10 protein-coding genes are annotated in these 13,392 nt (G+C 63.2%); 4 read left to right on the forward strand and 6 right to left on the reverse strand.

Annotated features, from left to right (window positions below; translation table 11 throughout):
* Positions 1–11 precede the first annotated feature (11 nt).
* From OKC41_RS00410 to OKC41_RS00430, 5 genes are all read right to left on the reverse strand, one after another.
* Entirely contained in the window at positions 12–1,010 is a 999-nt protein-coding gene (locus OKC41_RS00410; protein ID WP_201893709.1) for a fumarylacetoacetate hydrolase family protein, read from the reverse strand.
* A gap of 10 nt (positions 1,011–1,020) precedes the next feature.
* The gene (locus OKC41_RS00415; RefSeq protein ID WP_104454326.1) at positions 1,021–2,169 is read right to left on the reverse strand and encodes a homogentisate 1,2-dioxygenase; all 1,149 of its coding nucleotides are present in this window, start codon (positions 2,167–2,169) and stop codon (positions 1,021–1,023) included.
* The gene (gene hppD, locus OKC41_RS00420; protein WP_201893707.1) at positions 2,162–3,316 is read right to left on the reverse strand and encodes a 4-hydroxyphenylpyruvate dioxygenase; all 1,155 of its coding nucleotides are present in this window, start codon (positions 3,314–3,316) and stop codon (positions 2,162–2,164) included. The genes OKC41_RS00415 and hppD overlap by 8 nt, the downstream gene beginning before the upstream one ends.
* Positions 3,317–3,555: 239 nt before the next feature.
* On the reverse strand, positions 3,556–4,209 hold the full coding sequence (locus OKC41_RS00425; protein ID WP_201893705.1) for a haloacid dehalogenase-like hydrolase: 654 nt from the start codon (positions 4,207–4,209) through the stop codon (positions 3,556–3,558).
* Positions 4,206–4,850 carry a TIGR01621 family pseudouridine synthase gene (locus OKC41_RS00430; protein ID WP_102948537.1) on the reverse strand — a complete coding sequence of 215 codons (645 nt, stop codon included), beginning with the start codon at positions 4,848–4,850 and terminating at the stop codon, positions 4,206–4,208. Before OKC41_RS00430 ends, OKC41_RS00425 begins: the two co-directional genes overlap by 4 nt.
* Positions 4,851–4,938: 88 nt before the next feature.
* Here OKC41_RS00430 and OKC41_RS00435 point away from each other — a divergent pair, with 88 nt between their 5' ends.
* Positions 4,939–6,531: a GGDEF domain-containing protein gene (locus OKC41_RS00435; protein WP_201893703.1), complete on the forward strand. Its 1,593-nt coding sequence runs from the start codon at positions 4,939–4,941 to the stop codon at positions 6,529–6,531.
* Between the two features lie 103 nt (positions 6,532–6,634).
* Here OKC41_RS00435 and OKC41_RS00440 read toward each other — a convergent pair whose 3' ends face one another.
* Complete coding sequence (locus OKC41_RS00440; RefSeq protein ID WP_042882811.1) at positions 6,635–8,188, reverse strand: PAS domain-containing methyl-accepting chemotaxis protein; 1,554 nt, start codon at positions 8,186–8,188, stop codon at positions 6,635–6,637.
* A 382-nt stretch (positions 8,189–8,570) separates the two neighbouring features.
* Here OKC41_RS00440 and prpB point away from each other — a divergent pair, with 382 nt between their 5' ends.
* From prpB to acnD, 3 genes are all read left to right on the forward strand, one after another.
* A complete protein-coding gene (gene prpB, locus OKC41_RS00445; RefSeq protein ID WP_160837110.1) occupies positions 8,571–9,470 on the forward strand; it encodes a methylisocitrate lyase in 900 nt (299 codons plus the stop codon).
* A gap of 64 nt (positions 9,471–9,534) precedes the next feature.
* Positions 9,535–10,692 (forward strand): 2-methylcitrate synthase, encoded by a 1,158-nt coding sequence (gene prpC, locus OKC41_RS00450; protein ID WP_201872193.1) that lies wholly within the window; start codon positions 9,535–9,537, stop codon positions 10,690–10,692.
* Positions 10,692–13,310 (forward strand): Fe/S-dependent 2-methylisocitrate dehydratase AcnD, encoded by a 2,619-nt coding sequence (acnD, locus tag OKC41_RS00455; protein WP_201893702.1) that lies wholly within the window; start codon positions 10,692–10,694, stop codon positions 13,308–13,310. The genes prpC and acnD overlap by 1 nt, the downstream gene beginning before the upstream one ends.
* The last annotated feature ends 82 nt before the right edge of the window (positions 13,311–13,392 follow it).

The raw sequence follows: 13,392 nt of genomic DNA on the forward strand, positions 1-13,392 counted from the left end.
GTCGGGCTCTCCTAGCTCGCCCGCTCGGCCGTTGCTTGCGTGACCCGCTGCAAAATGGTGCCAAACAGACTCATCCCGTTGCGATCCTGCATCGCGATGGACACTGTATCACCAAAGCGCAGAAAGGGTGTACTGGCTTGACCTGACTCGATAATTTCCAGCATCCGCCGCTCGGCAAGGCAGGAGGATCCCCGGCTTCTGTCGTAGTTGGAGACGGTGCCCGAGCCGATGATGCAGCCCGCCCCGAGCGGCCTTGTCTTGGCGGCATGGGCAATCAGCTCATCAAAGTTGAAGGTCATGTCCACCCCGGCGTCGGGCTGCCCGAACAGGGCGCCGTTGAGGTGGGTCACCAGGGGCAGGTGGACCTTGCCATCGCGCCAGTCATCCCCCAGCTCGTCCGGGGTGATGGCCACCGGCGAGAAGCTGCTGGAGGGCTTGGACTGGAAGAAGCCAAAGCCCTTGGCAAGCTCCCCGGGAATGAGGTTGCGCAGGCTCACGTCGTTGACCAGCATCAAGAGCTTGATGTGGCTCGCCGCCCCCTGCGAACGGGTGCCCATGGGCACGTCGTCGGTGATGACGGCCACTTCAGACTCAAAATCGATGCCCCACTCCTCGGAGCCCATCACGATAGGGCCACGGGGCGGCAGGAAGCTGTCAGAGCCTCCCTGATACATCAGGGGATCGTGCCAGAAGCTTTCTGGCATGTCGGCGCCGCGGGCCTTGCGCACCAGCTCCACGTGGTTGACGTAGGCACTGCCGTCAATCCACTGGTAGGCGCGAGGCAGCGGGGAGAGGCACGCCTCCTCATCGAAGGGGAAGGCGTCGGGGCAGGCGCCCTCGTTGAGTCGCTGATAGACGTTCGCCAATTGCGGCGCCACTTCGCCCCACTGGTCGAGGGCCGACTGCAGGGTCGGGGCAATGGTCGTCACGTGGACGGCGCGCGCCAGATCGCGGCTCACCACCACCAGGGCGCCGTCGCGCTTGCCATTGTTCAGGGTTGCCAGTTTCATATCGAATTCCTTATTTGCCGAGCGTCTCTGGACGCTGCCAGCTGGTGACATAACCGGGGTGTTCGACCCCTTCGCAGATCGGGCCGACAGCCAGGGCATCACGGGTGTCGAGCATCACCGCCACCTCGTCGGTGAAGGTCTTGGCATGGGCCAGCCCCGCCGCAAAGGCCTTGGGATGGGGACCATGGGTGAAGCCGGCAGGGTGGAAGGTGACCATGCCCCGCTTGATGTTGTCCCGGCTGAAGAAGTCCCCGGCGTGGTAGAAGAGCACTTCGTCGAAGTCGTCGTTGCTGTGGTAGAAGGGCACCCGCAGGGCGCCTGGGTCACTCTCGATGGGACGCGGCACGAAGGTGCAGACCACGAACCGGCTCGCCACGAAGGTGGAGTGAGCCGAGGGAGGCAGGTGGTAGCGGTGGCTCATCAGCGGGCGGATATCCCGCCAGTTGAGGCGCACCACGCACAAGTCCCCGTGCCACCCTTGTGCATCCAGCGGGTTGAACGGCCAGGTGACGACCGAGACCTGATCGTGGCGCTTGATCTGCAGCGACCAGGGGTTTTCATCCTGCTGGGCCAGGAAGCGCTCGTTGATGGCGGGCACGTCCAGGGCCGCCGGATCGAAGATGGCGTGATTGCCCACCAGTCCCTTGTCCGGCAGCTGATAACTGTCTTCCGTCGCCTCTATCATCAGGATGAAGAGGGGCGCGGTGGGCTCGATGCGCCACATGGTGCCACGGGGGATCACCACATAGTCGCCATCTCTCAAGATGAGGTGCCCGTAGTCGCAGTAGAACTCGCCGCTCCCCTCGTGAATGAACAGGAGCTCGTCACCATCGGCGTTTCGCACCAGAAACGGCATGGGCTCATGCAGGCGCCAGATGCGGTAGCGGCAGTGGGGGTTGCTGAGGATATCAGGCATCACCCAGGGGGAGAGGGAGCTCACCTCCTCCTGCAGATCGTTCAGATCAAACGCCCGTGGCCGAAGCGGCCCTTCCCAGTTGACCCAGTCGGTTGGAGCATGCTTGTGGTGCATGTGGGTGGCCGGACCGAAGAAGCCCGAGCGCCCCAGTTCGCGCTCATAGATGGCCTGCTCCGGCAGATCGGCATGGGCCTGGCGGGAGTGGGTTCCCTCCCGATGGGGGAAGCTTATCCAGTTACGCATCGCTCGGTTCTCCGTTTTTCTGGCCCTGCGCGGCACTGTTCACCTTCCCTTGCGTGGATCCGTCCAGCACGCCACGGCGGATCTGATCCAGCTCGATGGATTCGAACAGTGCCTGGAAGTTGCCCTCACCAAAGCCCTCGTTGCCCTTGCGCTGGATGATCTCGAAGAACACGGGCCCGATCACGGTATCGGTGAAAATCTGCAGCAGGATGCCGTCCTTCGTCGGCGAGCCGTCGATGAGGATGCGCAGCTCTTTCAGCGCCGCCAGATCCTCCTGATGACCCGCGACCCGGCTGTCCACCTTCTCGTAGTAGGTGTCCGGCGTCGGCATGAAGCCGGTTCCCCGCCCTCTGAGCGTGCGGATGGTGCGATAGATGTCGGCAGAGGCGAGCGCGATGTGCTGGATCCCCTCCCCCTTGTACTGGCGCAGGTACTCCTCTATCTGGGACTTGTCGTCCGCCGACTCGTTGATGGGAATGCGAATTTTGCCGCAAGGGGCCGTCATGGCGCGCGAGTGCAGTCCGGTCAGCTTGCCCTCGATGTCGAAGTAGCGGATCTCCCGGAAGTTGCCGATCCGCTCGTAGAAATTCGACCAGAGGTTCATGTTGCCGCGATGGACGTTGTGGGTCAGGTGGTCGATCTCATAGAGCCCCGCGTCCACCTCGGCCATGCGGGCCTGCCAGTCGGGGTAGAAGATAAAGTCCACGTCATAGATGGAGCCCCGCTCACCATAGCGATCGACAAAGGAGAGGGTACTCTCGCCGATGCCGTAGATGGCGGGGATGTTGAGTTCCATGGGGCCTATTTTGCCCACAAACGGCTTGGCCCCCTGGCCGATGGCGTACTGCTGGGCACGGCCGGCATCGCTCACCCGAAACGCCATGCCGCACACGCTCGGACCATGGGCCCGGGCAAACTCCTCCGCCTGGGAGTGGGGCTCGGCATTGACCACGAAGTTGATGTCCCCCTGGCGATAGAGGCAGCACTGCTTGTGCCTGTGCTTGGCCACTTCGGCAAAGCCCAGTGAGACGAACAGCGCCTTGAGGGCCGCAATGCCCTTGAGATCCGGCGCCGTGTACTCGACGAACTCAAACCCGTCGGTGCCAAGGGGGTTGATGGTGTGAGTACGGGAAGAGGGGGTGGTCATGATGCGCTCCTTGCGATGAACTGATAACGAAACGGTTCACGCCGCAAGGGCTCGACAGGCAGCCCGCACGGCAGTGTTAACAACTTGTTTCATTAGAGTGGCGAGCGCAGGGAATGAGAAGGGGCGGCGTTCAGATAGTTTGGCGGGGATCCGCGCCAAAAAATGTAAATGAAATGTGACGTCACAGCCTCAACCTTGCACTGCGCTCGTTAGCGTCCCGCAAGGCTGTCAGCTTTGCCTTACAGCGACCAATAACGGGGTTCGATATGGGGCAGCACCGCCCTCGCTTTTAGCAATCGAGTCCTTTGCGGGTTGATGAGCCAGGCCTGCTCCCCCAACGCCAGCAGGGGCAGATCGTGCAAGCTGTCACTCAGGGTGAGTGCGGCCTCCAGGGTCAGGAGCTCGGGCAGCAGCTTGTGCCTGCCATGGCAATAGAAGCGCGGCACCAGGCCGCCGAAACGGTAACCCATCCGCGAGCCGATGATGCGGTGAGGGAGCCTTGGCAGTTGACGATGGAACTGGGCACGGACCAGGGCGCGGGGACTGGCGGAGATGACCCAGCAGCGGTGCCCCTCCCCCGTCAGGAGGGCTCGCGCCTCCCGATACAGACCGGGCCGGGTCAGGCTGTACTGCCGTACCAGGGCGCGCCAGGCCAGGGGGGATAGCCCGAGGGTGATGGCCCACCAGATGAGTGCAATGCCGCGACTGCGCTGACCTGGCAGCAGATAGATCACGGCACCGAGCGCCATCAGTGGCCACAGCAGCAGCGGCCAGATACGGCGGCGCAAGATGAAACGCAGCAACCCCGCATGGCTGTCATCCGGCGCCAGGGTGTCATCGAAGTCGGCCAGGATCCAGCCACGGGCTGGGACTCTCGCGGTTGCAGCGCTCATTCGGTGATCTCTGCGATGGCGGCATGCAACTCGGGCAGGAGGAACAGCGCCCCCTCATCGGGCGGACAGACGAGATCGAAGCTCTCACCTGCCAGGGTGAAGGCGAGGCGCCAGGCGTGCAGATAACCGCGATCCGCCGCCGTGCCGCCGTAACGCTCATCCCCGAGGATGGGGGCTCCCACGCTCTTCAAGGCCACCCGGATCTGGTGGGTCTTGCCGGTCCGGGGCTTGATGCGATAAAGACGCAGCCCCTCGCGCACCGAAACGGAGTCGAACCAGCTGATGGCCGGGTTATCCTGGGTGCGGCTCAGCATCCAGCTGCCGCCTCGCCCTTTCTCCATGTCCCCCTTCACCCAGCCCTGCTTCTTCTTCGGTTTGCGATCGGAGAGGGCCAGATACTGCTTGCTCACTTCCCGCGCCGCGAAAGCCATGCTGAGGGCGCGATTCGCTTCGGGGGTGCGGGCCAGCAGCACCAGCCCAGAGGTCATCTTGTCCAGTCGATGGACCGGATAGAGGTCAAGACCGGTATCCATTCTGACCCGATTGACGAGACCCGGCTCGCCGGCATCATCGTGCATGCCAATGCCCGGACGCTTGTTGATCACCATGAAATCTTTGTGCTGCAATTGTATCCGGTACATGTATAACCCTTTAGAATGTTATTTGTTAACAACTTGAATGCAGGCCTGCAGGCCATCTTCATGGACCCTCAGCACAAGAATCGCACGAATGAAAAAATGCCTGTTTTGGCTGTTGTTGCTTGGCATCACTTGCTTCTCGCCCCTCCAGGCCAGTGAACGGACACGTGATCTGCCGGAGAAGGTGGTATTGCAGTTGCGCTGGCTGCATCAGCCCCAGTTTGTGGGCTATCACATGGCCAAGGCCAAGGGGTATTACGCCGACGCTGGTCTGGATGTCGAGATAAGGCCAGGTGGCAAGGGAATAAGTCCGGTTCAGGAGGTGCTGGCCGGACGCGCCGACTTTGGCGTCGGCAACACCGAGGTGCTGACCCACTACGCCCAGGGCAAGCCGCTGCTGGCGCTGGCCAGCGTCTACCAGCACTCTCCCTCCATCTTCCTGGCACGCCGCGACAGCGGCATTCTCACCGTTGCGGACATGCGTGGCAAACGGATCATGATGTTTCCGGGTCATCAGGATGCCGAACTGCTGGCCACCCTCTACTATCAGGGGCTTCACGAGCGCCAGCTCATCCCGGTACCCACTTCGGTCAACATCGACGATCTGATCGCCGGCCGGATAGACATCTTCAACGCCTATCTGAGCAATGAGCCCTTCTATCTGGAAGAGCGCGGCATCTCGGTGTCCGTCATCAACCCTCGCAACTACGGCATCGATTTCTACAGCGACATTCTCTTCACCACCCAGGCACAGGAGCGGCTCAATCCGGAGCGGGTGGCACGTTTTCGTGCAGCCAGCCTCAAGGGATGGCGCTATGCCCTCACCCACCCCGAGGAAGCCATCGCCCTGCTGCGCACGGAGTATGGCGTCAACCGCAGCCAGGCCCACATGGAATACGAGTTGCAGATGAGCAAGGAGATGATCCAGCCGCTCTATGTGGAGATCGGGTATATGAATCCGGATCGCTTCGCTCACATCATGCAGCAGCTGGTGGAGATAGGCCTCCTTGCCAAACCGGTCTCCCTGACCCGTTTCCTCTATCAGGTTCCCTCAGAACAGTGGATCTTCTGGCGTCCATGGTTCCTGCTAAGCTTGGGTGTTGGTGGTCTCATCCTGCTGCTCTCCCTCTATCTTCTGATGAGCAACAAGCGGCTCAACCAGGAAGTGGCCCTGCGCAAACAGCGAGAGCAGGAGATACTGCAACTGGCCCGCCTCGATCCCCTTACCGGACTGCCCAATCGCCTGAGCCTGATGGAGCAGTTGAAACACCAGGTGCAAAGCGACAATCCGGGCTGCCTGCTGTTTTGCGATCTCAATGACTTCAAGCGCATCAACGACAACTTCGGCCACAGCCAGGGGGATGCCATCCTCTGCCAGCTGGCCCGACGGATCCACGACGCCATCGGCCACCAGTGCTATTTTGCCCGCTTGGCGGGGGACGAGTTCATCCTGCTGCTGCCTAGCTACGATATCCGTCAGGCAGAGGAGGTCACCGCCGTGATCCGCCAGGCCATGCAGGCCCCCTTCGTGGTCAATGACCAGCCGATGCAGGTGGGCATCAGCATCGGCGTCAGCCACTACCAGCATGACTGGAGCCCGGAGCAGTGGCTCATCCAGGCCGACAGGGCCATGTATTGTGACAAAGGTGGCCGCGTCATTACGCTGGCGGAGCAGTCCGGCTGACTGGCTCATCTCCCGGCACACAGAGCCGATACCCCCATGAAACCAATAAACAAGAAGGCCACCCCAGGGGTGGCCTTCCTGCATTGCATGAGTCTGACCGCTCTTACCCGAAGGTCTGCCCCAGGGATTTGAGCTGGCGAGCCTTGGTGAGCAGGATGTCGCTCGAGGCATCCATGTCCTGCATCTTGTTGCTGTTGGTGTGGGAGTGCTGGGAGATGGCGTTGACGTTGCGGCTGATGTCCTCCACTACCGCCTGCTGCTCCTCTGCCGCCGTCGAGATCTGGGCCGAGAGGTCCACCACCCGTTCTATTTCCGCCAGCACCTGATGCAGGCTCTCTGATCCCTGGCGGGTCAGGGTCACGCAGGATTGGGTCTGTTGCAGGTTCTGCTGCATCATTCCCTTCCAGCCGTTCAAGGTACGCTGGATCTGGCCTATGCTGCTCTGGATCTGCTCGGTCGCCTTGTGGGTGCGCGTGGAGAGGGTTCGTACCTCGTCCGCCACCACCGCAAATCCTCGCCCCTGCTCCCCTGCCCGCGCCGCCTCGATGGCGGCGTTGAGCGCCAGCAGATTGGTCTGATCCGCAATGCCCTGGATCTCGCTCATCAGCACACCGATGCGATCCGACTCCTCCGCCAGTGCCACGGCGGCCGTGAAGGCATGCTCTGCCTGGGTGGCCAGCTCCGTCACCCTGTGCTGGGTATCTTCCAACTGCTGGTCGGTGTGTTGGCAGTGCGCCTTGGCCTGAGCTATCTGGTTGTCCGTCTCCAGGATATTGCGGGCAATCTCGTGGGCTGTCGCCGCCATCTCGGTGATGGCCGTCGCCACCTGCTGGGTCTGGACATCCTGTTCGGCGATGTCGGCGCTCGCCTCGCTGGAGGCTGTTTTCAGATGCACCGCGAGATCCTGCAGGGAGAGGGTCGCATCGTCCACTCGTCCAAGGACGGTGCGGATCCTGGCCTGCAACAGCTTGATGTGGAAGTCTGCAATGGCACTGGCATCCTCCCCCGAATAGATGAGCCGGGTCAGGCTGTCATATTCGTCCGCGAGCTGTCGCAGATAACGGGGGGTAGTGATGAGGGTGTCACGATAGATCAGGGCCAGCCACAAGAGGGGCAACAGGGTGAACAGCGGCCCCCAGGGCCCCATCAGATAGGCTCCCCCCGCCAGCATCAGCAAGACACCGACGATGGCCAGCCCGTGGCGCATCGGGCGCAGGCTCAATCCGCCCTTTCGCTCCCCCCGCTCCACGCTCTTCAATCTGGCATAGGTGCGCCCGGCCACGGCTTTCATCTCCGGCGCGGCGCGACTGCGGACCGACTGGTAGCCATTGATCCGCCCCTGCTCGAAGATAGGGGTGACATAGGCATCCACCCAATAGTAACGCCCATCCTTGCAGCGGTTTTTCACCATGCCGCGCCAGGGTTTGCCCTGCTTGAGCTTGCCCCAGAGGTCAGCAAAGGCGGCCTTGGGCATGTCCGGGTGGCGAACCATGTTGTGGTGCTGGCCGATGAGCTCGGCCCGGCTGTACCCCGCTACCCGGCAGAAGTGATCATTGGCGTAGGTGATCACACCTTGCAGGTCCGTGGTGGAGACCAGCTGTTCATTGGCAGGAAAATCCACCTCTTCGTCGATGAGATGAACCTGGCTTTTCTTCATGGCGCACACCCCTTGTTTGATCACCCAATGAGCGTAGCCAAACGCCTACGGGCAAGCAACGCAGAGACCCAGTCGGGGAGGATGGCTGAGACACAATTTGCATCCTGTTTGACACCGCGCAAGATTTTGACCCCAAAAGCCCCGGTTTGGCCAAAAAACACTCGGCATTTTCCCGGGTTCACCTCTCTCCCGCACGATGCATTACAGCAAAAAATGGGTCCAGCGAGTCTGTAGTGCTGGCGTTACCAGGGGCCCGTCAGGGGAGAGCACACTTGATGCGACCTTGGACCTAAGCATAATTGACGTTGACGTAAACGTAGTGTGAGATGATACCGTTCACCCTACACATACAGCAGACACGCACCCCATGAAAGGAGTCACCATGTCCAACCTCTCCCCCTCGGCCGGCAAGCGTTTTCGCACGGCCCTGGCCAACGAAAAGCCCCTGCAGATTGTCGGCACCATCAATGCCTACATGGCGCTGATGGCCGAGCGCAGCGGCTTCCAGGCCCTCTATCTCTCCGGCGCCGGGGTGGCGAATGCCTCCTATGGCCTGCCGGATCTCGGCATGACCTCCATGAATGACGTGCTCATCGATGCCGAACGCATCACGGCCGCCACCCAGGTGCCACTCCTGGTGGACATCGACACCGGCTGGGGGGGCGCCTTCAACATCGCCCGCACCATCCGCGCCTTCGAGCGTGGCGGTGTGGCCGCCGTCCACATGGAAGATCAGGTGGCCCAGAAGCGCTGCGGTCACAGGCCGAACAAGGCGGTGGTCACGGTCTCGGAGATGGTGGACAGGATCAAGGCCGCGGTGGATGCCCGCCAGGACGAGCACTTCGTCATCATGGCCCGCACCGACGCCCTGGCGGTGGAAGGACTGGGCTCGGCCCTGGAGCGGGCCGCCGCCTATGTGGAGGCCGGTGCCGACATGATCTTCGCCGAAGCGGTCACCGAGCTGGATCAGTACGATCGCTTCAAGCAGGCGGCCGGGGTGCCGATCCTCGCCAACATGACCGAGTTCGGCAAGACGGAGCTGTTTGACAAGGAGGCGCTCGCCTTGCATGGCGTCGACATGGTGCTCTACCCCCTGAGCGCCGCCCGCGCCGCCAACCAGGCCGCCCTCAATGTCTATCAGACGCTTCGCCGTGACGGCCACCAGCGCGCCGTGGTCGACACCATGCAGACCCGGGAGTCCCTCTACGATTTTCTCGGTTACCACCACTACGAGCAGACCCTGGACAGGCTGTTCACCCAGGATCTGTCGACCAAGGAATAAGACGGCGACCGGCCGCCTTATGCTGGCGGCTGGCGCATCAACGGACTGAATGAGGAAACATGTGATGAGCGCCCTGCCCGAAACCACCGGCTTCAAGCCGAAGAAATCCGTCGCCCTCTCCGGCACCGCCGCCGGCAACACGGCCCTGTGTACCGTGGGCCTCTCCGGCAACGACCTGCACTACCGTGGCTACGACATCCTGGACGTGGCCACCAGCTGCGAGTTTGAAGAGATAGCCCACCTGCTGGTGCACGGCCATCTGCCCAATGTGGCGGAGCTCGCCGCCTACAAGGCCAAGCTCAAGGCCCTGCGCGGCCTGCCCACCGGGGTCAGGACCGCCCTGGAGCAGCTGCCTCCCTCCGCCCACCCCATGGACGTGATGCGCACCGCCGTCTCCGTGCTGGGGTGCCTGTCGCCTGAGAAGGACGATCACAACCACCCGGGCGCCCGGGACATCGCCGACAAGCTGATGGCTTGTCTCGGCTCCGTGTTGCTCTACTGGTACCACTTCAGTCACAACGGTAAACGCATCCATGTGGAGACCGACGACGACTCCATCGGCGGCCACTTCCTCCACCTGCTGCACGGGCACAAGCCACGGGACTCCTGGGTGCGCGCCATGCACACCTCTCTCATCCTCTACGCCGAGCACGAGTTCAACGCCTCCACCTTCACCGGCCGCGTCATTGCCGGCACCGGCTCGGACATGTACTCCTGCATCACGGGAGCCATCGGTGCCCTGCGCGGGCCCAAGCACGGGGGCGCCAACGAGGTGGCGTTCGAGATCCAGAAGCGCTACGAGAACCCGGACGAGGCGGAGGCCGACATTCGCGCCCGGGTCGAGAAGAAAGAGGTGGTCATCGGCTTCGGCCACCCGGTCTACACCGTCTCCGATCCCCGCAACAAGGTGATCAAGGAGGTGGCGCGCGCCCTCAGCCAGGAGCAGCACAACACCAAGATGTTCGATATCGCCGAGCGGCTGGAATCCACCATGTGGGAAGTCAAGAAGATGTTCCCGAACCTGGACTGGTTCAGCGCCGTCAGCTACCACATGATGGGGGTGCCCACCGCCATGTTCACCCCGCTGTTCGTCATCGCCCGCACCTCAGGCTGGTCGGCCCACGTCATCGAGCAGCGCATCGACGGCAAGATCATCCGCCCGAGCGCCAACTACGTCGGCCCGGAGGATCTCCAGTTCGTGCCGCTCAAGGAGCGCAAGTGATGATCAACACGCAATATCGCAAGCCCCTGCCCGGCACACAGCTCGACTACTTCGACGCCCGGGAGGCGGTGAACGCCATCGCCCCCGGCGCCTGGGACAGGCTCTCCTACACCGCCCGCGTCCACGCCGAGAACCTGGTGCGTCGGTGCGATCCGACCATCCTCGGCGAGTGCCTCGGCCAGATAGTGCACAACAAGCGCGATCGCGACTTTCCCTGGTTCCCGGCGCGGGTGGTGTGTCACGACATCCTGGGGCAGACCGCCCTGGTGGATCTGGCGGGCCTGCGCGATGCCATCGCCGAGCAGGGTGGCGATCCCGCCCAGGTGAACCCTGTGGTGCCGGTGCAGCTCATCGTCGATCACTCGCTCGCCGTCGAGTGCGGCGGCTTCGATCCCCAGGCGTTCGAGAAGAACCGCGCCATCGAGGATCGCCGCAACGAGGATCGCTTCCACTTCATCAACTGGACCAAGCAGGCGTTCAAGAACATCGAGGTGATCCCGCCAGGCAACGGCATCATGCACCAGATCAACCTGGAGAAGATGTCGCCGGTCATCCACGCCGATCGCGGTCTGGCCTACCCGGACACCTGCGTCGGCACCGACAGCCACACCCCCCACGTGGATGCCCTCGGTGTCATCGCGGTGGGGGTGGGCGGGCTGGAAGCGGAGAACGTGATGCTGGGGCGCGCCTCCTGGATGCGGCTGCCTTCGATCGTCGGCGTGGAGCTCTCCGGCAAGCCGCAACCCGGCATCACCGCCACGGACCTGGTGCTGTCGCTCACCGAATTCCTGCGCCAGCAGAAGGTAGTCGGCGCCTACCTGGAGTTTCGTGGCGAGGGCGCCGCCGCCCTCACCCTCGGCGATCGGGCCACCATCTCCAACATGGCACCGGAGTATGGTGCTACCGCGGCCATGTTCTTCATCGACCAGCAGACCCTCGACTACCTCAAGCTCACCGGCCGTGACGACGAGCAGGTCAGGCTGGTGGAAACCTATGCCAGGGAGGCCGGTCTCTGGGCCGATGCCCTGGCGGGCGCCCAGTACGAGCGGGTGCTGCACTTTGACTTGTCGAGCGTGGTGCGCACCCTGGCCGGCCCCTCCAACCCCCATCGCCGCCTGCCGGTATCGGCATTGGCCGAGCGCGGAATCGCGGTGGACCTGGACAAGGCTCGTGCCCAGGAGGCTGACGGCCTCTTGCCCGATGGTGCCGTCATCATCGCCGCCATCACCAGTTGCACCAACACCAGCAACCCGCGCAACGTGATTGCCGCAGGCCTCCTGGCCCGCAACGCCAACCGGCTCGGCCTGATGCGCAAGCCCTGGGTCAAATCCTCCCTCGCCCCCGGCTCCAAGACGGTCGCGCTTTACCTGAAAGAGGCGGGGCTGATGGATGAGCTAGCACAGCTCGGCTTCGGCGTCGTGGCGTTTGCCTGCACCACCTGCAACGGCATGTCCGGTGCCCTGGATCCCGCCATCCAGCAGGAGATCATCGAGCGGGACCTCTACGCCACGGCGGTGCTCTCGGGCAACCGCAACTTCGACGGCCGCATCCACCCCTACGCCAAGCAGGCGTTTCTCGCCTCCCCCCCCCTGGTGGTGGCCTACGCCATCGCCGGCACCATCCGCTTCGACATTGAAAAAGATGTGCTGGGGGTGGTGGACGGCAAGGAAATTCGCCTCAAGGATATCTGGCCGTCTGATGAAGAGATCGACGCCGTGGTCAAGGCGTCGGTCAAGCCGTCCCAGTTCCGCCAGGTCTATATCCCCATGTTCACCCAGGAAGAGGATCAGGGTCCCAAGGTGACGCCCCTGTACGACTGGCGTCCGCAAAGCACCTATATCCGTCGCCCGCCTTACTGGGAAGGGGCACTGGCGGGCGAGCGCACCCTGCGCGGCATGCGGCCCCTGGCGCTGTTGCCGGACAACATCACCACAGACCACCTCTCCCCTTCCAACGCCATTCTGCCCGGCAGCGCGGCGGGGGAATACCTGGCGAAGATGGGCCTGCCGGAGGAGGACTTCAACTCCTACGCCACCCACCGCGGCGATCACCTGACCGCCCAGCGCGCCACCTTCGCCAACCCCCAGCTGGTCAACGAGATGGCGGTGGTGAACGGCGTGGTGCAGAAGGGGTCCCTCGCCCGCGTCGAGCCGGACGGCAAGGTGATGCGGATGTGGGAAGCCATCGAGACCTACATGGCGCGCAAGCAGCCCCTCATCATCGTGGCCGGTGCCGACTACGGTCAGGGCTCGTCCCGGGACTGGGCGGCCAAGGGGGTGCGCCTTGCCGGGGTGGAAGTGATCGCAGCGGAAGGCTTCGAGCGCATTCACCGCACCAACCTCATCGGCATGGGGGTGCTGCCGCTGGAGTTCAAACCGGGCACCACCCGCCTCACGCTGGGCCTCGATGGCACCGAGACCTATGACGTGGTGGGAGCACGCCAGCCGCGCACCGATCTCACCCTGGTGATCCGCCGTCGCAGCGGGGAAGTGATCCAGGTGCCCATGACCTGCCGCCTCGACACCGCCGAGGAGGTCTCGGTCTATGAGGCGGGCGGCGTGCTGCAACGCTTCGCCCAGGACTTCCTGGCGTCGACCGCGCAAAAGGCCGCAAGCTAAATCGCAACCCCGCTCCGCCCCTTTGAAAAAGGGGAAGGCATAAGGCACCCTCTCCCTTTGAGAGAGGGTTGGGGTGAGGGGA

The organism is Aeromonas sp. QDB17, from assembly GCF_027705305.1.
Taxonomy (GTDB): Bacteria; Pseudomonadota; Gammaproteobacteria; order Enterobacterales; family Aeromonadaceae; genus Aeromonas; species Aeromonas caviae.